This is a genomic window from Microbacterium sp. LWH7-1.2 (assembly GCF_038397755.1).
Classification (GTDB): domain Bacteria; phylum Actinomycetota; class Actinomycetes; order Actinomycetales; family Microbacteriaceae; genus Microbacterium.
The window spans coordinates 764,679-786,479 of record NZ_CP151637.1 but is presented as its reverse complement, the minus strand read 5'-3'; the positions used below and the strand labels follow the sequence as shown (position 1 = coordinate 786,479).

Annotated in this window: 18 protein-coding genes; 6 read left to right on the top strand and 12 right to left on the bottom strand. The window is 71.2% G+C overall.

Features of this window, described 5'->3' with window-relative positions; translation table 11 throughout:
• Positions 1-57: 57 nt before the first annotated feature.
• From hemW to MRBLWH7_RS03710, 4 genes are read right to left on the bottom strand one after another with little or no spacing between them, the layout of a single operon-like run.
• Positions 58-1,275, bottom strand: coding sequence for a radical SAM family heme chaperone HemW (hemW, locus tag MRBLWH7_RS03725; RefSeq protein WP_341999274.1), 1,218 nt, complete (start codon positions 1,273-1,275; stop codon positions 58-60).
• A gap of 7 nt (positions 1,276-1,282) precedes the next feature.
• Entirely contained in the window at positions 1,283-1,933 is a 651-nt protein-coding gene (locus MRBLWH7_RS03720; RefSeq protein ID WP_341999272.1) for a DUF1990 family protein, read from the bottom strand.
• A gap of 27 nt (positions 1,934-1,960) precedes the next feature.
• Positions 1,961-3,811: a translation elongation factor 4 gene (gene lepA / locus MRBLWH7_RS03715; RefSeq protein ID WP_341999270.1), complete on the bottom strand. Its 1,851-nt coding sequence runs from the start codon at positions 3,809-3,811 to the stop codon at positions 1,961-1,963.
• Positions 3,812-3,868: 57 nt separating this feature from the next.
• The gene (locus MRBLWH7_RS03710; protein ID WP_341999268.1) at positions 3,869-5,011 is read right to left on the bottom strand and encodes an aminotransferase class I/II-fold pyridoxal phosphate-dependent enzyme; all 1,143 of its coding nucleotides are present in this window, start codon (positions 5,009-5,011) and stop codon (positions 3,869-3,871) included.
• 40 nt (positions 5,012-5,051) lie between these two features.
• On the opposite strand from MRBLWH7_RS03710, the gene MRBLWH7_RS03705 reads away from it, so the two are divergent.
• Entirely contained in the window at positions 5,052-5,777 is a 726-nt protein-coding gene (locus tag MRBLWH7_RS03705) for an alpha/beta hydrolase (protein WP_341999266.1), read from the top strand.
• On the opposite strand, the gene MRBLWH7_RS03700 is transcribed toward MRBLWH7_RS03705, so the two are convergent.
• The gene (locus MRBLWH7_RS03700; protein ID WP_341999264.1) at positions 5,766-7,016 is read right to left on the bottom strand and encodes an MFS transporter; all 1,251 of its coding nucleotides are present in this window, start codon (positions 7,014-7,016) and stop codon (positions 5,766-5,768) included. The two genes, MRBLWH7_RS03705 and MRBLWH7_RS03700, sit on opposite strands and share 12 nt — an antisense overlap.
• Positions 7,013-8,371, bottom strand: a complete 1,359-nt coding sequence (locus tag MRBLWH7_RS03695; protein WP_341999263.1) for a GH1 family beta-glucosidase — start codon at positions 8,369-8,371, stop codon at positions 7,013-7,015. The genes MRBLWH7_RS03700 and MRBLWH7_RS03695 overlap by 4 nt, the downstream gene beginning before the upstream one ends.
• 234 nt (positions 8,372-8,605) lie before the next feature.
• Here MRBLWH7_RS03695 and rpsT point away from each other — a divergent pair, with 234 nt between their 5' ends.
• Positions 8,606-8,866 (top strand): 30S ribosomal protein S20, encoded by a 261-nt coding sequence (gene rpsT / locus MRBLWH7_RS03690; RefSeq protein ID WP_341999261.1) that lies wholly within the window; start codon positions 8,606-8,608, stop codon positions 8,864-8,866.
• Positions 8,867-8,951: 85 nt separating this feature from the next.
• On the opposite strand, the gene holA is transcribed toward rpsT, so the two are convergent.
• The 5 genes from holA to MRBLWH7_RS03665 all read right to left on the bottom strand — a co-directional run bounded on the left by holA (position 8,952) and on the right by MRBLWH7_RS03665 (position 17,119).
• Positions 8,952-9,989 (bottom strand): DNA polymerase III subunit delta, encoded by a 1,038-nt coding sequence (gene holA / locus MRBLWH7_RS03685; protein ID WP_341999259.1) that lies wholly within the window; start codon positions 9,987-9,989, stop codon positions 8,952-8,954.
• A 41-nt stretch (positions 9,990-10,030) separates the two neighbouring features.
• Complete coding sequence (locus MRBLWH7_RS03680) at positions 10,031-12,421, bottom strand: ComEC/Rec2 family competence protein (RefSeq protein WP_341999257.1); 2,391 nt, start codon at positions 12,419-12,421, stop codon at positions 10,031-10,033.
• A 1-nt stretch (position 12,422) separates the two neighbouring features.
• Positions 12,423-13,049 carry a ComEA family DNA-binding protein gene (locus MRBLWH7_RS03675; RefSeq protein WP_341999255.1) on the bottom strand — a complete coding sequence of 209 codons (627 nt, stop codon included), beginning with the start codon at positions 13,047-13,049 and terminating at the stop codon, positions 12,423-12,425.
• A 91-nt stretch (positions 13,050-13,140) separates the two neighbouring features.
• Positions 13,141-15,723 carry a leucine--tRNA ligase gene (gene leuS, locus MRBLWH7_RS03670; protein ID WP_341999253.1) on the bottom strand — a complete coding sequence of 861 codons (2,583 nt, stop codon included), beginning with the start codon at positions 15,721-15,723 and terminating at the stop codon, positions 13,141-13,143.
• Between the two features lie 79 nt (positions 15,724-15,802).
• The gene (locus tag MRBLWH7_RS03665; RefSeq protein WP_341999251.1) at positions 15,803-17,119 is read right to left on the bottom strand and encodes an anthranilate synthase component I family protein; all 1,317 of its coding nucleotides are present in this window, start codon (positions 17,117-17,119) and stop codon (positions 15,803-15,805) included.
• A 42-nt stretch (positions 17,120-17,161) separates the two neighbouring features.
• Here MRBLWH7_RS03665 and MRBLWH7_RS03660 point away from each other — a divergent pair, with 42 nt between their 5' ends.
• From MRBLWH7_RS03660 to MRBLWH7_RS03645, 4 genes are read left to right on the top strand one after another with little or no spacing between them, the layout of a single operon-like run.
• Complete coding sequence (locus MRBLWH7_RS03660; protein ID WP_341999249.1) at positions 17,162-17,839, top strand: DedA family protein; 678 nt, start codon at positions 17,162-17,164, stop codon at positions 17,837-17,839.
• A 4-nt stretch (positions 17,840-17,843) separates the two neighbouring features.
• A complete protein-coding gene (locus MRBLWH7_RS03655; RefSeq protein ID WP_341999247.1) occupies positions 17,844-18,899 on the top strand; it encodes a phosphatase domain-containing protein in 1,056 nt (351 codons plus the stop codon).
• A gap of 47 nt (positions 18,900-18,946) precedes the next feature.
• Positions 18,947-19,660: an SOS response-associated peptidase gene (locus tag MRBLWH7_RS03650; RefSeq protein WP_341999244.1), complete on the top strand. Its 714-nt coding sequence runs from the start codon at positions 18,947-18,949 to the stop codon at positions 19,658-19,660.
• A gap of 45 nt (positions 19,661-19,705) precedes the next feature.
• Positions 19,706-20,578, top strand: coding sequence for a 3-methyladenine DNA glycosylase (locus MRBLWH7_RS03645; protein ID WP_341999242.1), 873 nt, complete (start codon positions 19,706-19,708; stop codon positions 20,576-20,578).
• Position 20,579: 1 nt separating this feature from the next.
• Here the strand turns inward: MRBLWH7_RS03645 and MRBLWH7_RS03640 are convergent, their stop codons facing one another.
• Complete coding sequence (locus MRBLWH7_RS03640; RefSeq protein WP_341999241.1) at positions 20,580-21,785, bottom strand: glycoside hydrolase family 3 N-terminal domain-containing protein; 1,206 nt, start codon at positions 21,783-21,785, stop codon at positions 20,580-20,582.
• Between the last annotated feature and the right edge of the window lie 16 nt (positions 21,786-21,801).

Sequence of the window (21,801 nt, the reverse complement as noted above, 5' to 3'; positions counted from 1 at the left end):
CGCCGAGCGACGCAGGTCGGGTTGCCGTCGCACCCGGGACCGCACGCGCCGCCGAGGTCAGTCGGTGAGTGCGCGGACCACGGCGTCGGCGAGGAGGCGGCCGCGGCGGGTGAGCACGACCCTCCCCCGCAGCGCGGCGTGACCCTCGATGAGGCCGTCCGCGATGAGCGCGGCGACCGCGTGACGGCCCTCGCCGAGGAGCTCCTCGACGGGCAGTCCGTCGCGGACGCGGGTGCGCAGCAGCACGCTCTCGAGATTCCTGGCTGCGGCATCGGGGATCTCCCGTCCGGCTGCCGGCGTCTCCCCCGCGGCCAGCCGCTGCGCGTAGGCGGCCGGGTGCTTGACGTTCCAGAACCGCACGCCCGCGACGTGGCTGTGCGCGCCGGGGCCGAAGCCCCACCAGTCCGAGCCGACCCAGTACGCGAGGTTGTGTCGCGAGCGGTGCGCGTCCCCTCGCGCCCAGTTCGACACCTCGTACCAGTCGAATCCGGCGGCCGCGAGCATGTCGTCGGCCAGTTCGTACATGTCAGCCTGCAGGTCGTCGTCGGGAGCGGCGACCTCGCCGCGTCGGATCTGGCGGGCGAGCTTCGTGCCGTCCTCGATGATGAGCGCGTATGCCGAGACGTGATCGGGTTCGAGCGCCACCGCCGCCCCCAGGGACGTGCGCCAGTCGTCCAGAGACTCGCCCGGGGCGCCGTAGATGAGGTCGACGCTCACGTCGAGTCCGGCGCCGCGTGCCGCGCTGACCGCGGTGCGGACGTTGTCGGGGTCGTGCGTGCGGTCGAGCGCGGCGAGGACGTGCGGGACAGCGGACTGCATGCCGACCGAGAGACGGGTGACACCGGATGCCGCGAGCTCGGCCGCGACGGCGGGGGTCACCGTGTCGGGGTTGGCCTCGACCGTGATCTCTGCGTCCGCTGCGATGCCGAACGTGTCGCGGACACCTGCCAGCATGCGCCCGAGGTCGCCTGGCGGGAGGAGAGTCGGGGTGCCGCCGCCGAAGAACACCGTCGATGCCGGGCGGTTTCCGCCGGCGCGTTCGAGAACGGGCGCGGCAAGAGCGATCTCGCGCAGCAGCGTGTCCGCGTACTCGTCCTGGCGGGCCCCCCGCAGCTCAGACGAGGTGTACGTGTTGAAGTCGCAGTAGCCGCAGCGCACGCGGCAGAACGGGACGTGCAGGTACACGCTGAACTCGGCGGCCGGATCGATGCGCGTGCCGGGCGGCAGCGAGCCGTCCGAGGGAACGGGCTCGCCGAGCGGAAGAGCGGAGCCCATCAGCGCCTCACGCGGGGGTGGTGTACAGCGGCGAGATCGCGCGCAGGTAGCGCGTGAACAACTCCCGTCGGCGGCGCTTCGTGAGGCCGGGAAGCATCCGGTAGAGCACGGCGCGCGGGGCGTCGAACGCGCGGACCGTGAACCAGACCTCGTCGTTGTCGTACCAGTCGAGCATGAACGACTCCTCGCCGCTTACGACCGAGTCGCTCACGGTGCCGAGCGCGAAGCCCACCCGCCGAGGCTCTTCGACGGCGAAGATGACGCGAAGCTCGGCGTCCGCGCGGAGCCCCTTGACGCGGCCGTCGACGCGGATCGTCGTGCCCGCGCCGACGAACGGCGTGCCGTCGGCGTCGAACCGCTGCTCGGCCTCGGACCGGCTCGGCGCGACGGGGTTGCCCTCGGCGTCGAAGCTGACGCCCGAGTACATGGGGCCGGACGCAGGGCGCACATCGGTGAGCTCGAGTCCCGCACCCCGCTGAGCAGTCCACGACATGAGAGCCTCGCTCGCGGCGCGGAAGCGGGCCTCGCCGCTGCCGATGCGCCACGACTGCTCCGCCGGGAGGCTGCGCTCCGGTGGATACTGCATCAGATCCGGTGCCTGGGTCGCCCCGACAGCGGCATAGTCGACGGTGTCGTCCCGGAAGGTTCCTCGACGCATGGATTCCAGCCTACTTCGCGAGTCGGTTCACTTCTTGGCAGGACCCTCGACGTCCCCTGAGAGCGCGGCGATGAACGCCTCCTGCGGGACCTCGACGCGACCGACCATCTTCATGCGCTTCTTGCCCTCTTTCTGCTTCTCGAGGAGCTTGCGCTTGCGCGAGATGTCGCCGCCATAGCACTTCGCGAGGACGTCCTTGCGCATCGCCCGGATGTTCTCGCGGGCGATGATCCGGGCGCCGATGGCGGCCTGGATGGGCACCTCGAACTGCTGGCGCGGGATGAGCTTGCGCAGGCGCTCGGTCATCATCGTGCCGTACGCATACGCCTTCTCGCGATGCACGATGGAGCTGAACGCGTCGACCTTGTCGCCCTGCAGCAGGATGTCGACCTTGACGAGATCGGCGGTCTGCGAGCCGGCGGGCTCGTAGTCGAGGCTCGCATAGCCCTGGGTCTTGGACTTCAACTGGTCGAAGAAGTCGAACACGATCTCCCCCAGCGGCATGTGATAGCGCAGCTCGACGCGGTCCTCGCTGAGGTAGTCCATTCCGAGGAGCGACCCGCGGCGGGACTGGCAGAGCTCCATGACGGTTCCGACGTAATCCTTGGGCAGCAGGATGCCGACCTTCACCACCGGCTCGGACACCTCGGCGACGCGGCCGTCGGGGTACTCGCTCGGGTTGGTGACGACGACGGTGTCGCCGGTGTCGGTCGTGACCTCGTACGTCACCGAGGGCGCGGTCGTGATGAGGTCGAGGTCGAACTCGCGCGAGAGGCGCTCGGTGATGATCTCGAGGTGCAGCAGACCGAGGAAGCCGCAGCGGAAGCCGAAGCCGAGCGCCACCGACGTCTCGGGCTCGTACTGGAGGGACGCGTCCGAGAGCTTCAGCTTGTCGAGCGCCTCGCGCAGGTCGGCGTAGTCGCTCTGGTCGATGGGGTAGATGCCGGAGAAGACCATCGGCTTCGGGTCGGTGTAGCCGGCGAGTGCCTCGGTCGCAGGCTTGCGCTGATTGGTGACCGTGTCACCGACCTTGGACTGGCGCACGTCCTTGACGCCGGTGATGAGGTAGCCCACCTCGCCGACGCCCAGCCCCTTCGTGGGCACCGGCTCGGGGCTGGACACGCCGATCTCGAGGAGGTCGTGGGTCGCCTTCGTCGACATCATCTGGATGCGCTCGCGCGGCTCCAGCTTGCCGTCGACCATGCGGACGTACGTCACCACGCCGCGGTAGGAGTCGTACACCGAGTCGAAGATCATGGCCCGGGCCGGGGCATCCGCGTTCCCCTTCGGAGCGGGGATCTGCTCGACGATGCGGTCGAGCAGGATCTCGACCCCCATGCCCGTCTTGCCGCTCACGCGCAGCACGTCGTCGGGCGAGCCGCCGATGAGACCGGCCAGCTCCGCCGCGTACTTCTCGGGGTCGGCGGCGGGAAGGTCGATCTTGTTGAGCACGGGGATGATGTGCAGGTCGTTCTCGAGCGCGAGGTAGAGGTTCGCGAGCGTCTGGGCCTCGATGCCCTGCGCTGCGTCGACCAGGAGGATGGCGCCCTCGCAGGCCGCGAGCGAACGCGAGACCTCGTAGGTGAAGTCCACGTGTCCGGGGGTGTCGATCATGTTGAGCGCGAAGGTCTGATCGGCGGCGGCCCACGGCATGCGCACGGCCTGCGACTTGATCGTGATCCCGCGCTCGCGCTCGATATCCATGCGGTCGAGGTACTGCGCGCGCATGTCGCGGTCGGAGACGACGCCGGTGATCTGCAGCATGCGGTCGGCCAATGTCGACTTGCCGTGGTCGATATGGGCGATGATGCAGAAGTTGCGGATCAGCTCGGGCGGCGTGGCGGAGGGCTCGAGGGGCTTCAGGGCGCGCGGTGACATGTCCAGACGATTGTACGGGTGCGCGTCCCTCGAGGAGCCCCGGCGGCCGCGGCGGGGTCAGGCGGGAGCGGGGAGGCGGCCGAGCCCTTCGAGCAGCTCGTCACGATCGCTGGCCACGCATACGCGGATCCAACCCTCGCCCGAGGCGCCGAAGGCGCTCCCCGGGGCGACGGCCACGCCCTGCTCGTCGAGGAACCGCTCGGACCACGTCATGACATCGCCTGCGGACGCGTGCGACACGTCGATCCAGAGGTAGAAGGCGGCGGTCGGGTCGAGGTATCGCAGACCGCGGGCATCGAGGAGCGCCGTCGCCGCGGCGAGGTTGCCGCGGTAGTGGGCCGCGCTGTGTGCGACGCCGCCCTGATCGCCGGTGAGGGCCTCGGCGGCCGCCCGCTGCGAAGGCTCGTCGACGCAGCTGACCACCGACTCCTGGACACGCAGCATCGTCTGCCGCCACCCCGGAGGCGTGACGAGCCACCCCACCCGGGCCCCCGTCATGGCATAGGTCTTCGACATCGAGAACACGGACAGCACGCGGCCGTCGGCAGCGAGCGTCGCGGGGCTCACGTGCGGCTGACCCCAGGTAAACCGCTCGTACACCTCGTCGCTGATGAGCCACAGATCATGGCGGCGTGCCAGGGCGATGAGCGCTTCCAGCGTCGCCCGGTCGAACGTCGAGCCGAGCGGATTGGAGGGGGTGTTCACGATGATCGCGCGTGTGCGCGGCGTGACCAGCGACTCGAGCTCGTCGAGATCGGGCTGAAAGGCGCGCTCGGGACGCAGCGGATAGGGCACCGGCGTCGCCTGCAGAAGGTGGGCGTTCATCGTGAAGGTGGTGTAGCCGGGGTCGGGCACGAGCACCTCGTCACCCTCCGACAGCGTGAGCGCCATCGCGAGGTGCAGCGCCTGCGTCGCGCCGACCGTCACCCAGATCTGCTCGACGCCGACGTCGAGCGCGTTCTCGCGCGCGAGCTTGTCGCGGATCGCTTCGCGCAGCGCCGGGATGCCACCGTTGGGCGTGTACCGGATCGCACCCTCGTGCCAGGCCCGGGACGCAGCATCCCGGATCCGCGCGCCCGCGACCTCGCCCGGCTCACCGACGGCGAGGATGATCGTGCCGGGCCGGCGCAGCGCGCGCTCGAGGATGTGGCGCACGCCGGAACCGGGCATGCGCGCGATGTGCGGGGCGATCTCGGGCATGCCGCCATGGTAGGCGGGCTCGCGCCGCTACCCTGTCGTCATGGTCGTCCAGGTCGTGCTCGTGCACGGCATCCGGACGTCCGCGACCATGTGGCGCGCGCAGACCGATTACCTGACCGCGCGCGGCAACCCGGTCACCGCGGTCGACCTCCCCGGCCACGGGTCCCGCATGGCCGAGGAGTTCACGCTCGAGTCGGCGTTCGCCACGATCGACTCCGCGGTGCGCGCCGCGGCCGAGCGCGGTCCGGTTCTGCTCTCGGGCCACTCGATGGGCGGGCTGCTGTGCATCGAGTACGCGGGGGCGGAGACTCCTCCCCCCGTCGCGGGCTTCATCGCGGCATCCTGCACCGCCATCCCCCGCGGCGTCGGCCTCGCGACCTACCGGGTCCTCGCCCGCGGCTTCGACTCCCTGCCCGACCGCGGGATGTGGCTCGCCGACCGGATGCTCGATCGCATCCTCCCCGACGAGACCCGGGCCGACTTCGGGGCCGGAGGGTATGCGCTCGACGCGCAGGATGTGGCGCTGCGCAGCCTCTCGGTGCTCGACCTGCTCGCAGCGCTCCATCGCATCGACGCGCCGCTCTGGTTCGTCAACGGTCAGTACGACCAGCTCCGCGTCAACGAGAAGCTGTTCATGAGGGTCGCGCGCCACGCGGAGCTCATCGTCGTGCCGCGGACGACTCACCATGTGACCGTCATGCGTCCGCGCGTGTTCAACGCGCTCCTCGAGGTCGCCCTCACGACGCTGGAGGCGTCACACCGCTGAAGACGTGCGCTCCCGACTGCGGATCGCGTAGGTCATGAAGCCGCCCGCGATCGACAGGACGCCTCCGACGAGGAACAGCAGCCAGAAGCCGCCCACGAGCGCGACGAGGCCCGCGCCGAGGAGAGGCCCTATGAGCTGGCCGAGGCTCGCCGACACGTTCACGAAGCCGAGGTCGCGGGCGTGGTCCTGCGGATACGGCAGCAGGTCCGTGCCGAGTGCGAGGCCCACGGACATGTATGCCCCGTAGCCGACGCCGAGGAGCGCGGCCGCGATCATCGCGGTCGTGAGCGACGGCGCCAGCACGAGGATGATCGACGCGAGGCCCTGGACGACGGCCGACCACACGACGAACGGGATCCGTCGCCCGGTGCGGTCGGAGATCCACCCCGACGCGATCGAGGACACCACCACGAAGAGCGTGTACACGAGGATCAGCAGCAGCAGCTCGTCCTCGGCCGTCGCGGGGTCGCGGTGCAGGCCGTACAGCAGGAAGAACAGCAGCAGTCCCGTGCCCAGCGCATTGCCTACGTTCACCGTGAGGCGCCCCGCGAGGAGCCACGCGAAGTCGCGGTCGCGAAGGGCAGCGAGTCGTTCGCCGAGGGTGCGCGCTTCGCGCGCCACAGCCACGTCGGCGCGTGCCGGCGGATCGGGCAGCACGAGCGCCGCTGCCGTGCCGACGACGGCGAGGAAGCCGGCCAGCACGAGGTAGCCGACCACGACGCCGAGTTCGAGCAGCACGATGACGCCGACGCCCACGACGATCCCGAGTGCCTGGGAGGACGAGACGGCGGCGGATGCTGCGCCCCGCTGCGTCGTCAGCTGATCGGCGATGAGCGCGGTGAAGGCCGCAGAGGCCACGGCGACGCCGACCGAGACGCCCACCCAGGCGAGCCCCACGCCCCACGGCCCGGACGCCGAGGCGATCGCGGCGAGCGAAGCGGTCCCCAGCCACACTCCGCCGAGCGCCCAGGGGCGGCGGCGCCCCATCCTGCCGCGGGTGCGGTCGGAGAGCCCGCCGGCGACCGGAGCGGCGATCACACCGGCGATGCCGCCGATCGCCAGTACGAGGCCCGACGACACCACCCCCGACACCCAGCCGTCGGCGTCGTCCGGGGTGTCCAGCTGCAGCGGGATGAGCAGCTGCAGCGGAGTGAGCTGCACCGTCCAAAGTGCGAGCCAGGCGAGCGTGAAGAGGGCGAACCAGCCCGCGCCGACCTTGGACCCCGGCCCGGCGGTCACGCGCGAGCCTCCGCGATGAGGGCGCGGTACCAGTCGAACGACGCCTTCGGAGTGCGTGCCGCGGTGTCGAAGTCGACGTGCACGAGACCGAACCGCTGAGACCACCCGTCCGCCCACTCGAAGTTGTCCAGCAGTGACCACACTGTGTACTCGCGCACGTCGACGCCGCCGCGCACGGCCGCACCCACGGCGTCGATGTGGCCGGCGAGGTACGAGATGCGCTCGGCGTCCGGGACGGGGCCGTCGACGTGAGCCGGTTCGGGGAACGACGCGCCGTTCTCGCCGATCACGAGCGGCGGCAGACGGTCTCCGTAGCGCTCCGTGAAGTCGAAGAGCAGGCCGGTCAGCGCCGCCGGCATGATGGGCCACTCCGACCCGAAGCCGGTGACGGGTGCGCCGGGCGTCGGGACGATCTCGAACGGCACGGGGCTGCCGTCGGGCGCCGCGGCGACGCTCGTCGGGTTGTAGAAGTTGATGCCGTAGAAGTCCCCCGGCGCCGAGATCAGCTCGAGATCGCCGTCCTCGACAGGCATGGGCGGGATCCCGAGCGCCTCGAGGTCGGGGTAGGCGCCCGTGAGCACGGGGTCGGCGAAGACGCGGTTGTGGAGCACGTCATACACGGCTGCGGCCGTGAGGTCGGCATCCGTCTGCGCTGCCGGCAGCACGACGGTGTGGTTGTTGACGATCCCGACCTCCTCGGCACGCGCGGCGCGCAGCGTGCGCAGCGCGAGGCCGTGCCCGAGCAGCTGATGGTGCACGGTCGGCAGCGCGCCGAAGAGCAGCTGCCTCCCCGGCGCGAGCGTGCCCACGGCATAGCCCTGGAGCGACGTCGAGACCGGCTCGTTGAGCGTGTACCAGTGACGGATGCTGTCGCCCAGCGCCTCAGCGACGATCCCGGCGTACTCGCCGAAGCGCAGCGCCGTATCGCGGCTGAGCCAGCCGCCGCGCTCTTCGAGGGCGCTCGGCAGATCCCAGTGGTACAGCGTCGCGAATGGCGTGACCCCCGCTTCGCGCAGATCGTCGGCGAGGCGGCGGTAGTAGTCGAGGCCCGATTGCAGCACCGGGCCGCCGGGCTCGGGCTGTACGCGCACCCACGAGATCGAGAATCGGTACCGGTCGACGCCGAGCGCGGCGAGAAGCGCCACGTCTTCGCGATGCCGCCGGTAGCTGTCCGGGCCGGGATCGGCGGTGGCCCCGTCGCGCACGGCGCCCGGAGTGCCCACGAAGTCGTCCCAGATCGACCGACCCCGTCCGTCTGCGCCGCGCGAGCCCTCTACCTGGAACGCGGCGGTCGCGGCGGACCACCGGAACCCGGGCGGGAACGGCGAGAGGTCGACAGACGGATGCTGCGGCACGGCGGACTCCTTCGTCACTCAGCGCGTCAGGCGAGCGCGCTCCCACGCGTAGATCATGCATCATGGAAGGGCTTCGCCGCGCACGCCTGTGAGTGTCAACGGCTCCTCGGTTCACCTGATAGAATCCTTGTTTGGCTTGCGTGTGGGTTCGCCCTCACGACCGCCGCGAAGCGTCCCTCTCTCGCTGACCGGCACATCAATCCGATTCACCTTCGAACGAAAGAACGTCGACACGTGGCGAACATCAAGTCGCAGATCAAGCGCAACAAGACCAACGAGAAGGCGCGCGAGCGCAACAAGGCCGTCAAGAGCGAGCTGAAGACGCACGTCCGTCGCACCCGTGAGGCCGTCGCCGCCGGCGACAAGGCTGCTGCCGAGAAGGCGCTGGGCACGGCGACCAAGAAGCTCGACAAGGCCGTCAGCAAGGGCGTCATCCACAAGAACCAGGCGGCGAACCGCAAGTCGGCCATCGCCAAGCAGGTCGCCGCTCTCTGAGCCTCTGACAAGCTCCGCGACCTCGAGTCGCGTGAAGGCCCGTCCCGCAAGGGGCGGGCCTTTTGCTTGTGCCGGGAGCGTCGGGTCAGGCGCCGTACGGTGCGCGCGTGGCGATCACGGTGATCATGCGCTCGAGGGCGAACACCGCGTCGCGCGAACCGCCCTTGACCTCGGCATCCGCTCGTGCCGTCGCCTGGATCGCCCGGCCGAGGCTCTCTTCGTTCCAGCCGACCAGGTCGCGGCGCGCGCGATCGATTTGCCAGTCCTTCATACCCAGGCGCGACGCCAGGGCCGCCGCGGGTTCGCGGTTGCCCGCGACCCGCGCCATGGTCCGCAGCTTCATCGCGACCGCGGCCACGAGCGGCACAGGGTCGGCGCCCGAGGCCAGGGCGTGTCGGAGCGCGATGAGCGCCTCTCCGTAGCGCCCCGCGATCGCCGTGTCGGCGACCGTGAAGGCCGACGTCTCGACGCGCCCGCCGTAGTAGCGCTCGACGACCTGGTCGGTGATGTCGCCGGGGACGTCGGCGATGAGCTGTTGGCACGCCGCTGCGAGTTCGGTGAGGTCGTCCGCGAAGGCGGAGACGAGCGCGCGCAGCGCCGTCGGAGCGATGCGCTTCTTCGCTGCCTGGAACTCGCCCGCGGCGAAGTCGAAGCGGTCGGAGTCGCGCTTGACGGCCGGGCATGCGATCTCGACCCCCGAACCCTCACCCGCGCGGATCGCGTCGAGCAGCTTCTTGCCGCGCACGCTGGCGCCGGTGTGGCGGAGGACGACCGTCGCGCCGTCCTGCGGGGCCGCGAGGTACGCCACGGCCTCCGTGAGGAACGTGTCGGAGCACTTCTCGACGCCGCTCACGCGGACCAGCCGCGGCTCGCCGAACAGCGACGGCGAAGTCACACCCAGGAGGGTTCCCGCGGCGTAGTCGTCCGCGCGGATGTCGGACACCTCGAGCGTCGGGTCTTCGGCACGGAGGTAGTCACGCACGCCGGCGATGGCCCGTTCAGCGCAGACCTCCTCCGGCCCGGAGACGAGGACGACCGGCGCCGGCTGCGGAGCTCGCCACGAGAGCTGGGGAATGGCGCTGCGCGCGGCCTTCGCGGGTGCTCGGCGTGCGGGGGAAGCCATTCCCCCAGCCTACCGACGGCCACCGACGGCGGCCGTCGCCCTCATCCCCCGCGATCGTGCCATACCGACACCGAACCGGTGCCCGATTCCCAGAGGGCGATCGCGCCGTCGCGATCGGTGCGCTCGATCCGCGCGCCGACCTCGTCGAGGATCGCGAGCGCCTCATCGCGCGGATGCCCGTAGTCGTTGCCGGCACCGACGGTGACGAGGGCCACCGACGGCTGTGCGGCGACGTACAGGCCGGCGTCCTGGTCGGCGCTCCCGTGATGGGCGGTCTTGACGATCGCGTAGGGGGGATCGAGCGCGCCGGTCGTCGTCAGCAGCCGCTGCGGCGAGGCCGACAAGTCGCCGAGGAGGAGCATCGGAGGGATGCCGCCGCCCCGGACGTCGAGGACGACGCTGGCGTCGTTGCCCGGCGGGAAGGCGCGGCTGCCCGCCTTCGGCCAGAGGACGCGCCACCGCGCGTCCCCGAATGACCCGCTGAGACCCGCGGCCGCCTCGGTCGGCCGCGCTCCCTGCGCCGCCAGCGAGGCGATGGCCGCGCGTCCGGCGGCGTCGCCCGGTCCGTGGAGCACCGCCCCGACCCGGCCGCGTACCGCGTCGAGCCCGCCGATGTGGTCGAGGTCGTAGTGGGTGAGGACGAGCAGGTCGATCCGGTCGAGGCCGGCGCGGGAGAGGCAGGCGGCGAGCGGTTCGGGGTCCGGCCCGGTGTCGACCAGCGCGACGGCGTCCTCCGACCGGAGCAGGACGGCATCGCCCTGACCCACGTCGCACGCGAGCACGGACCAGTCGGCAGGCAGGGTCCACCGGCCGGCGACCGTGGCCAGGGCTGCCGTGCCGAACCCGGCGCCCAGCAGGACGGCGACGACGGCGACGGAGGTGACGCGAGTGAGTCGCCGCACCCACGGACCGCGGCGGTCGAGGGCGATCGTGAGCCCGACAGCCAGGCCCACCCCGGCGAGGGCCATCGCGCCGGGCACGCCCTCGAGCCAGGGCAAGCCATCCACCGGGAGCGCCGAGGCGGTGCTCGCAGTCGCGGCGACCCACGAGGCCGGCACCCAGGCGAGTCCCGCGAGACCCGATTGCAGCCACGGCAGCGGCGCACTGAGACACGCCGCGAGCCCCAGCACGGTCGCGGCCGGTGCGACGGGCCCCGCGAGAAGGTTCGCGAGCACGCCGTACACGGGCACCGTCGGCTCGATGAGGATCAGGAGCGGACCACATGCGAGCTGGGCGGCGAGAGGTACCGCGAGCGCGAGAGCCAGCGGCCGCGGGAGAGCGCGGGCGAGCCCAGTGGCGAGCGGACGCGCCCACAGCAGGAGCGATCCCGTCGCGACGACCGACAGCGCGAACCCGAGAGACGCTGCCAGCCACGGATCGAGGACGAGGAGCAGCGCCACGGCGACCGACAGCAGCGTCATCCCCGCGCCGGCGCGGCCGAACAGCACGGCGAGCATCGCGATCGCGGCCATCGCGGCGGCGCGCACGACGCTCGGCTCGGGTGTGACGAGCAGGACGAACCCCGCGAGCACGCACAGGCCGACGGCGACCCGCAGCCTCCGCGAGGCGCCGAGAGCGGCCGCGATGGCGAACGCGATGCCGACGACGAGCGCGCAGTTGGCGCCCGACACGGCCGTGAGGTGCGACAGTGAGGATTCCTTCATGGCCGCATCGAGGGAGGGCGCGACGACCGACGTGTCGCCGACCGCAAGACCGGGGACGAGACCCGCGCCCTCGCCGGGCAGACCCTCGACCGCATCGACCAGGCCGCGTCGCAACCCCGCGGTGACTGCGGCCAGACCCTCGGGCGGGTTCAGGACCTCGACCCCGCGCGAGGCCCACACCTCGAGCACCGCCCTCTCCGCCGGCCTCCCGGGCCGTGCGGTGCCGTGGGCGACGACGGTCGCGCCGACGTCGAGCTGCGCTGGCTTGTCGACGTCCTCCGGTGAGACGCGCAGCGTGATCTCGACCTCCGCCGCGTGCATCTCGCTCCCGTTCGCCACGCCCGTCGCCCGGGCGTCGAAGGCGAGCGAACCATCGGCGCGGTGCTCGATCTTGCCGACGACGTCGGCACGGATGTCGACGGCCCGGCCACCGTCCAGGGCGGGCGCGGCGATCGCGGTCCGGGCCGGCTGTGCCAGGGCGACATGGGACGCCGCGGCCGCCGAAGCCGCGACTGCGAGCGCCACGACCGCGGCGGCACGGCGCACCGCGTGCCGAGGCATCCGGAATCGCGTGGGAGACCCGGTGCGACGCGACGGAAAGCCCCGGGGCCTGCTGAGGCGCAGCACGACGAGGGTGAGCGCGAGGACGAGGGACCAGAGCGCCAGAGCGATCCAGGGCGATGCCGCCGGAACGAGGCTCGCGACCGCCGCAACCGCCCAGCACGCCCCGGCGACCGGGACCAGCCGCAGACCGCGCCGTCGGCCCATGTCACACCGTCACGAGGTCGCGCAGCGCCTCGAACATCTTGTCGCCGATGCCGGGGACCGCGAGCAGGTCCTCGATGCTCGTGAACCCGCCGTTGTCGTCGCGCCACGCGATGATCCGCTCCGCGAGCGCAGGACCGATGCGCGGAAGCGTCTCGAGGAGCGTCGCGTCCGCCTTGTTGAGGTCGACGGGCCCGTCGCCGGTCGGGAGAGAACCGGGGGCGCCCGCCGCGACGGGTGGCGCCTCGCCCTCGCGCGGGACCGGCAGCTGCTCCCCGTCGTCGAGCGTGCGGGCGAGGTTGATCGCGTCACGGTCGGCGTCGTCGGCGAAGCCGCCGGCGGCCGCGACGGCGTCGACGACGCGCGAGCCGGCCGGCAGCACGTAGAGGCCGGGCGCGCGCACCGCACCGGAGATGTGCACGTACTGCTCGCCCGACGGCGTCGCGGCGGCCGTGGGGGTCCCGTCGACGACGACCTCGTCGACCGGGGCGGTCGCGCTGCGAAGGATGCCGATCCCCACGGTGATCGCCAGTGCGGCGATCACGAGCACGACGACGGCGCCGATCCCCAGGCGGCGGCGCGCGGCGACGGGCTCGGTCGACCCTCTCTCGGAGCGGTCGCCGGCTGTCACGGACCCACGCTAGGAGGTGGGGAAGGCCGCAGACGCCGCGGGTCCCGGGGATGTGCACACCCCCGGGACCCGACCATGCTGTGGAGGAAGGTCAGTGCGTGCTGAAGCTCACGACCTTCGGCGGGCGGACGATCACGCGCGTGATCTCGCGGCCCGCGAGCGAGCGGACGACCTTCTCATCGGCGCGGGCGAGTCGCTCGAGCTCGGCGGCGTCGATGCGCGCAGGCACCTGAAGGGTGCCGCGCACCTTGCCGTCGATCTGGACGACCGCGGTCACCGTCTCCTCGACGAGCAGCGTCGGGTCGGCCGTGCGCCACGGCACCAGACCGACGAACCCGTCGTACCCGAGGATCTCCCACATCTCCTCCGCGAGGTGCGGAGCGAACAGGTCGAGGATCATCGCGGTCGCCTCGGCGGCCTCCCGCACGGCGGGGTCGGCGGGGCCGGCGCCGGTGTCGATGACCTTGCGCGTCGCGTTGACCAGCTCCATGAGGCGGGCGACGACCACGTTGAACTTCGTCTGCTCGACGAGTCCCGGCGCGTCCGCGAGCAGGCGGTGCGTCACACGGCGCAGCGACGCGTCGCCCTCCGCCCACACCACGTCGGGGTCGCTGGTCACATCCGTCGCGACGCGCCAGGCACGCGCGAGGAACTTCTGGGCGCCCGTTGTCGACACGTCCTCCCAGTTGATGTCGTCCTCGACCGGGCCGGCGAACGCGATCGCGGTGCGCACCGCGTCGGCGCCGGGGTCGACCATGCTCGACGCGAACTCGACGAGGTTGCCCTTCGACTTGGACATCTTCGACCCGTCGAGGAGCACCATGCCCTGGTTGATCAGGCTCGAGAACGGCTCGGTGAAGTCGATGAGCCCCATGTCGAACAGGACCTTCGTGATGAAGCGTGCGTACAGCAGGTGCAGGATCGCGTGCTCGACGCCGCCGATGTACGAGTCGACGGGCGCCCACCGGTCCGCCTCGCGGGAGGGGAACGCCTCGTTCGGGTCGTTTGGCGCCAGGAACCGCAGGAAGTACCACGAGCTGTCGACGAACGTGTCCATCGTGTCGGGGTCGCGCAGCGCCGGCTCGCCCGTCTCGGGATCGCTCGTCTTCATCCACTCGGTCGCGCCGCCCAGCGGCGACGTGCCCTTGGGGGCGAGGTCCAGACCGTGCGCGTCGGGGAGGCGCAGCGGCAGCTGGTCCTGCGGAACCGGCACGATGCGCCCGTCTTCGGTGTGGATCATCGGGATCGGCGTGCCCCAGAACCGCTGGCGCGAGATGAGCCAGTCGCGCAGGCGGTACGACTTCGCCGCGCGTCCGGTGCCGGCGGCCTCGAGCTGCTCGATGATGCGCGCGATCGCGTTGCGCTTGGACAGGCCGTCGAGCGAGCCGGAGTTGATGACACGGCCGTCGCCGGTCAGCGCGATGCCGGTGCGGGCGGGATCGAGATCGTCGAGCGTCTCGAGGGGACCCGGATCGATGGGCACACCCTCGTCGTCCAGTTCGATGACCGGGATCGCTCCGGTGATCGGGGCGGTCGTGTCGACCACGACCTTGACCGGCAGGTCGAACGCGCGCGCGAAGTCGAGGTCGCGCTGGTCGTGCGCCGGAACCGCCATGACGGCGCCGTGCCCGTAATCGGCCAGCACGTAGTCCGCGGCCCAGATGGGCAGGCGCTCGCCGTTGACCGGGTTGACCGCGAAGCGGGCCAGGAAGACGCCGGTCTTCGGCCGGTCGGTGCTCTGGCGCTCGATCTCGGTCTCGCGCTGCACGCTCTCGAGGTAGTCCTGGAAGCGCATGCGCACCTCGGCCGACGAGCCGGCGGCGAGCTCGGCTGCCAGGTCGCTGTCGGGCGCGACGACCATGAACGTCGCGCCGTGCAGCGTGTCGGGACGGGTCGAGAAGACCGTGACCTTGTCGGCCCGGCCCTCGATCTCGAAGTCGATGTCGGCGCCCACCGAGCGGCCGATCCAGTTCCGCTGCATGCGGATGACCTTCTGCGGCCAGAACCCCTCGAGCTGGTTGAGGTCGTCCAGCAGCCTGTCGGCGTACTCGGTGATCTTGAAGTACCACTGCGTGAGCTTCTTCTTGATCACCTCGGCGCCGCAGCGCTCGCAGTGCCCGTCCACGACCTGCTCGTTCGCGAGCACCGTCTGGTCATGGGGGCACCAGTTGACCGGGCTCTCCTTGCGGTAGGCCAGGCCGCGCTCGTAGAGGCGCTGGAACAGCCACTGGTTCCAGTGGTAGTACTCGGGGTCGCTCGTGTGGAGGATCCGGCTCCAGTCGTACGACGAGCCGTACTCGCGGAAGCTCTTCTTGTGCTGCTCGATGTTCGCGTAGGTCCATTCGCGCGGGTCGGCCCCGCGCTGGATCGCCGCGTTCTCCGCGGGCAGGCCGAACGAGTCCCACCCGATCGGGTTCAGGACGTTGTAGCCGCGGTGACGCCAGAACCGCGCAACGATGTCGACATACGCGTAGCTCTCGGCATGACCCATGTGCAGGTCGCCCGAGGGGTACGGGAACATGCCGAGCACGTACTTGCGGGGGCGCTTGTCATCGGCGCCACCGGCTCGGAAGGGATCGGCCTCGGACCAGCGCGCCTGCCACTTCTGCTGGATGGAGTAGGCGTCATAGCCCTCTGTGGGCGCAGAGGTGTCGGGGGTTTCGGTCTGACTCACGTGGAAAGTGCCAATCATGGAAGCCGGAAAGCGCGCGCAGCGCGCGAAGCGCGTCTTCCAGGTTAGCGGAACGGGCGGTTCACCAGCCCGGCGGCAGTGCGGCGCCCAGCGCGGCGAGGGGTCCGCGTGCCTTGATCCCCACCTCGGCGACCTCCGCCGCAGCCTCCGACCGCCACGTGATTCCGCCCCCTGCGCCGACGTATGCACTGTCCGGCCGGACCACGATCGAGCGGATCACCATGGCGAGATCGAGAGCGCCGTCCTCGCCGACCCAGCCGAAGCACCCCGAGAAGACTCCGCGGGGCGCGCCTTCGAGACCGTGCAGGATCGTCATCGCCGAGAGCTTCGGAGCCCCCGTCATCGACCCGGCCGGAAAGGTCGCCGCCAACAGGTCGTCGACGGTCGTTCCGGCCGCGAGCCGGCCCGACACGGTGCTCACCAGCTGGTGCACCGCGGGGTACGACTCGACCTCGAGCAGGGCGTCGACGCCGACGGTGCCGTCCACGCACACGCGGGAGAGGTCGTTGCGCATCAGGTCGACGATCATGACGTTCTCGGCGCGCTCCTTCTCGCTCGCGCGCAGCTCCGCCGCGAGGGCGGCATCGGCGGTCGGGTCCGCGCCGCGCGGGCGCGTGCCCTTGATCGGCCGCGTGCGCACGACCGCGCCGACCCCGGGCGCACCCTCGACGTGGAGGAACTGCTCCGGGCTCGCGCTGAGCAGCGCGACGCCGCCCGAGCGCACGAAGCCGCCGTGATGCGCCGGCGTCGCCGCCCGCAGGCGGAGATAGACCTCGACAGGATCGACGGATGCCGCGACCTCGAAGCGCGTCGTGAGGCACAGCTGATACGCGTCGCCCTCGCGGATCGCGTCGCGACAGCGTTCGATGAGCGCGGCGTACTCGTCGGGGCGATGCCGGGCGTGCGCCACTCCCCGCGATTCGGCGCGTGCGGATGCGATCGGAGCCTCTGTCGCCGCGGCGACCGCGGCGGCGAGCTCGTCGGCAACCACCGACGAGGCGTACGCACAGACCCTTCGCCGGCCGTGGTCGAAGGCGACCAGGCGCTCCACGCGCAGCCACAATTCCTGCGGGATGCCATCGGCCCCGCCGAACGCAGGGGCGCCGGCGCGCGCTGCCGCGTCATCGTAGCCCGTCCAGCCCACCCACCCGCCGCGGAAAGGGTTCTCGCCGCCGTCCGAAGGGGCCGCGCTGCATGTGGTGGCCCTCACGTGCGCCGGCTCGTCCCGAGCGCCCGCACCGATCCAGCTCCATCCCTCGGCCGCGTCGGGTCCGGCATCCAACCAGAAGCAGTGGGGCTCACCCTGGAAGAGAGCGGCGAAGACGGATGCCGGATCCACCCAGTGCGGGACGACCGCGGCGGCGAAGGGCTCCGTCATGTTCCCAGGTTAGAGCGGCCTGCAGACCTCTAGGCTCATGGCGTGAACGAGTTCCTGACGTGGCTGCTCGACGCGGTGCAGAGCGTCGACCCCATCGTCAGGACACTGCTCGCCGGATTCGCGATCATGCTGGAGACGAGCGTGCTCATCGGACTCGTGGTACCCGGGGACACGATCGTGATCGTCGCGGGCACCGCCGTCTCGTCGGTGCTGGAGGGCGTGATCCTCGGCTTCGCCGTCGTGCTCGGCGCCCTCATCGGCGAGAGCATCGGCTTCTGGCTCGGGCGCTTCCTGGGTCCCCGCATCCAGCACTCCCGGCTGGGGCGCCGCATCGGCGAAGAGAACTGGGAGCGCTCGGAGCGGTATCTGCGGCGGCGCGGTGGGCCGGCGATCTTCATCTCCCGCTTCCTGCCGGTGCTGCACTCGCTGGTGCCGCTGACCGTCGGGATGAGCGGCTACCCGTACCGCAGGTTCCTCGCGTGGACGATCCCGGCATGCGTGATCTGGTCGACGCTGTACATCTCGGTCGCCGCGGTGGCCGCGGGAACCTACCGCGAGCTCGCCGACCGGCTTCACTACGCGGGCTACGTGTTCGTGGGCGTCATCGTGCTGTTCCTGGTGCTGGTCTTCGTGAGCAAGAAGGTGATCGAACGGGCCGAGCGCAAGCACCTCGAGCACGGTGGTCCAGACGAGTCGCCTGTGGCGGACATGAAAGACTGAAGGAGTGCCCCACACCGACCCCGAGAACGTGCGCGCCAAAATCTTGTGGCTCGCCCGCCTGGAGTACCGGTTCCACGCATGGCGCGAACGGCGTGCCCGCCGCCGTGGGCAGACGCCCACCGTCGCCCCCTTCCCGGGCTACGGCGGACCCGGCTGGGTGCGCGTCCTCGGCCGGGTGATGATCGTCCCGCCGGTGAAGGAGACCGCGTCCGGCGAATACGCCGGCGTGCGCGGCTGGCGCAGCTTCGCGGCTGTCCCCATCGGCTACGCGGCGGTCACGGTGAGCATCGCGGGGGTGGATCACGCGGTCGTCGCCGACCGTGGCGGCGTGATCGACACGCGGCTCCCCGCCGATCTCGAGCCGGGCTGGCAGACGTTCACGATGTCGGTCGAGGGCGGCGAACCGGTCGAGACGCGGGCGTTCATCGTCGGTCCCGACGTCCGCTTCGGCATCGTCTCGGACGTGGACGACACGGTCATGGTCACGGCCATCCCCCGCCCGCTCCTCGCCGCCTGGAACTCGTTCGTGGTCAACGAGCACGCCCGCCAGCCCGTCCCAGGCATGGCGGTGCTCATGGAGCGCGTCGTCCGCGAGAACCCCGGTGCACCGCTCGTCTACCTCTCCACGGGAGCGTGGAACATCGCGCCGACGCTCATTCGCTTCCTCAGCCGCCATGTCTTCCCGCCGGGCGCCCTCCTCCTGACCGACTGGGGCCCGACCCACGACCGCTGGTTCCGCAGCGGCAAGGCCCACAAGCTCTCGAATCTGCGCCGCCTGGCCGAGGAGTTCCCGCACGTGCGGTGGCTGCTCATCGGCGACGACGGGCAGCACGACGACGCGATCTACACCACGTTCACCGACGAGCACCCCTCCCGTGTCGTGGCTGTCGCGATCCGGCGCCTGTCCCCCGCCGAGGCGGTGCTGGCCGGCGGCCGCACCGCCGTGAACGACCACGCGGCGGCCGCAGTGCCGTGGGTGAGCGAGAACGACGGCGCAGGCCTGCTGGAACGGCTGGAGGCTGTCGGCGTCCTCGGCGCCGCCGGAGCGCTCGAAGCCTGAGCCTCTGCTCTCGCGCCCACGTCGGAGGCCGCGCGTAGGCTGGCCGCATGTGCGGACGCTTCGTAGTGGCCAGTGCCGGTTCCGATCTCGTCGGAGTGCTGCGCGTCGATGTCGAGGGCGACGACCTTCCCGAGCCGTCCTACAACGTGGCTCCGACCAGCAGCGCTGCGATCGTGCTCGACTCGGCGAAGACCGAGCCCCCCACGCGCCGTCTCGAGGCGGCCCGCTGGGGCCTCATTCCTTCATGGGCGAAAGACACCAAGATCGGCGCGCGGGCGTTCAACGCCCGGGCCGAGGAGCTGGAGGACAAGCCGATGTTCCGCGGCGCGCTGGAGAAGCGCCGCGCCGTGGTGCCCGTGTCGGGCTACTACGAGTGGAAGAACGTCGACGGCGTGAAGATCCCGCACTACATCCACCCGGCCGACGGCGAGCCGCTGTTCCTCGCCGGGCTCTACGAGTGGTGGCGCGACAAGACAAAGGGTGACGACGACCCTGAGCGCTGGCTGCTGAGCTTCACGATCCTCACCCGCGACTCGATCGGGCACCTCGGCTCTATCCACGACCGCATGCCGCTGTTCCTCGATCCCGACCACGCCGACGCGTGGCTCGACCCCACGACCGACAACGTGCGCGACGTGCTCGACGCGGCGATCGACGCGGCTCCTGCCCTCGCCGAAACGCTCGACGACCACGAGGTCTCGAAGGCCGTCGGCAACGTGCGCAACAACTCGCCGGAGCTCATCGAGCCTGTCGAGACGTGATCCCGCGCTGGGGGCGTGCGGAGGCGTCCCGCGTATCCTCGAACGGTGACGATCGCGCCTCCTGAAGCCCCGGTGCTGGCCCGCGCCGTATGGCGAGAGCGCGAGGCCGCCCACGAGGAGCGTGCTCGGGCCCTGACGGCGGCGCATCGTGCCCGCGCCGCACGCCAAGAGACGCACCCGGTCGAGGACTTCCTCTTCACGTACTACTCGTACAAGCCGGCAGTGCTGCACCGCTGGCATCCTGGCGAGGGTGTGGAGCTGGCGGATGCCGCCGCCGACGCGCGTGCCGCATGGCGCTGGTATCGTCCGGGTGGCGAGGCCGGAGCTCTCGCCGTCGACGGCGCGGGATTCCGTGCCGAGCGGGGAGCGCTCGTCGGGAACGTCGCGCGGATCCTCCGTGCCACCGCCGACCGAGCCCCCGGCTTCGGGTGCTTCGGTCTGCACGAGTGGGCCATGGTGTACCGGCAGCCGGAGCACCGGCATCCCGTCCCGCTGCGGCTGGGCCAGGACGCGACCGACGCCGTGGTCGAGGAGCACGACCTCCGCTGCACGCACTTCGACGCATTCCGGTTCTTCACGCCAGAGGCCGTCCCGCGCAATCGGGAGATGCTCACGCGCGAAGGTCAGCCTGAGCTCGAGCAGCCCGGCTGCCTCCACGCCGGCATGGACCTGTACAAGTGGGCGGTGAAGCTCGGGCCGCTCGTGCCGGGCGAGGTGCTGCTCGATGCATTCGAGCTGGCCCGGGACATCCGCGTGCTCGACATGCGCGCGTCGCCCTACGACCTCGCGGACTGGGGTTATGACGCCGTTCCGATCGAGACCGCGGAGGGCAAGGCCGCCTACGTGCGGGCGCAGCGAGGCTTCGCGGAGCGCGGACGGGTCCTTCGCGCCGGCCTCGTCGAGATCGCCGGCGGCTGACTCATTCGTCGGAATCCGCGCACGTCGTGCACGGGAGCTCGCCCTCTCCAGCCTCGGCGACGGCGAGTCGCAGCTCCATCACGCGTGTCGCCGCCTCTTCCAGTCGCTCGGCGGGCATGGCGCCCGACTCCACCGCGGTGACGATGCCGTCGACGATCTGCGGCGCTGTCTCGGGCGTCGAGTAGACCACGGTCAGCACCATGTCGTTGCCTGCAGCGAGGGCGTCGACCGCGTTCGCGACGGGGTCGGCGTACGCGGGCAGACCCGAGCCTTCCAACATGCCGAGATCGTCCGTGATCGACACGCCGTCGAAGCCGAGCTCGTCGCGCGCGATGCGGTGCCATTCCGGTGAGAGGCTCGCGGGCGCCGGATCGACGGCGGTGTACGCCAGATGACCGAACATGAGCAGCTCGGCGCCGGCCTCGACCCCCGCCTGGAACGGCAGCGCGTCGGTGGTGCGCCACTGGTCGAGCGGCATCGGCGTCGACGGGATCGACGAGTGGGAGTCTCCCGGCGCCGCGCCGTGACCCGGGAAGTGCTTGAGGGTCGAGAAGACGCTGCCCTTCTCGCCTACGACGGCCGCAGCCACGTGCGCCGCGGCCGTGTCGGGCGTCGTACCCAGGACCCGGCGATGGATGAACGAGTTCGGGTCGGCGGTGACGTCCGCGACGATGCCGAAGCTCACGGGAATGCCGGCCTGGCGGACGAGCGCGCCGCGGCCGGCGTACGCCGCCTCCACGGTGGCGGGATCGGCCTGCTGCAGCTCGAGCGGGGACGGGAGGTCGTCCCACGGGAGCCGCGACACGTCTCCGCCCTCCTGGTCGACGGCGATCAGCGGCGGCTGCGCCGGGTCGACCGTGAGCGCGCCGGTGATCTCCTCGAGCGCCGCCTCGTCGGCAGGGATGTTCGCGCCCATCAGGAGGAAGCCGCCGGCGTCGGTGGATTCCATGTACGAGCGCAGGGCCGCAGCATCCGTCGTCGGAATGTGACCCATCACGACGCTCGCCGCGCGCTCCCGCAGCGACATCGTGGACACGACCTGCTCGGCCGGCGTGAGACCGGCGACCTCGGGTGTCGGAGCGGCGGTGGCTGTCGGAGACGAGGTCGCCGACGGCTTCGCCGTGGGGGTCGCCGCGCACGACGCGCAGACGATCGCCACGGCCGCGACGACCGCGGCGAGCAGGATGGATCGTCGCGCCGCAGTCACTCAGACAGCCTAAGCG

Coding starts and splice junctions, on each gene's coding strand:
- MRBLWH7_RS03705 (WP_341999266.1), top strand. CDS start 5,052: ATGGTCGTCCAGGTCGTGCTCGTGCACGGCATCCGGACGTCCGCGACC.
- MRBLWH7_RS03680 (WP_341999257.1), bottom strand. CDS start 12,421: ATGGGCCGACGGCGCGGTCTGCGGCTGGTCCCGGTCGCCGGGGCGTGC.
- MRBLWH7_RS03665 (WP_341999251.1), bottom strand. CDS start 17,119: ATGACGGAGCCCTTCGCCGCCGCGGTCGTCCCGCACTGGGTGGATCCG.
- hemW (WP_341999274.1), bottom strand. CDS start 1,275: ATGGGCTCCGCTCTTCCGCTCGGCGAGCCCGTTCCCTCGGACGGCTCG.
- MRBLWH7_RS03720 (WP_341999272.1), bottom strand. CDS start 1,933: ATGCGTCGAGGAACCTTCCGGGACGACACCGTCGACTATGCCGCTGTC.
- MRBLWH7_RS03710 (WP_341999268.1), bottom strand. CDS start 5,011: ATGCCCGAGATCGCCCCGCACATCGCGCGCATGCCCGGTTCCGGCGTG.
- lepA (WP_341999270.1), bottom strand. CDS start 3,811: ATGTCACCGCGCGCCCTGAAGCCCCTCGAGCCCTCCGCCACGCCGCCC.
- MRBLWH7_RS03650 (WP_341999244.1), top strand. CDS start 18,947: ATGTGCGGACGCTTCGTAGTGGCCAGTGCCGGTTCCGATCTCGTCGGA.
- holA (WP_341999259.1), bottom strand. CDS start 9,989: ATGGCTTCCCCCGCACGCCGAGCACCCGCGAAGGCCGCGCGCAGCGCC.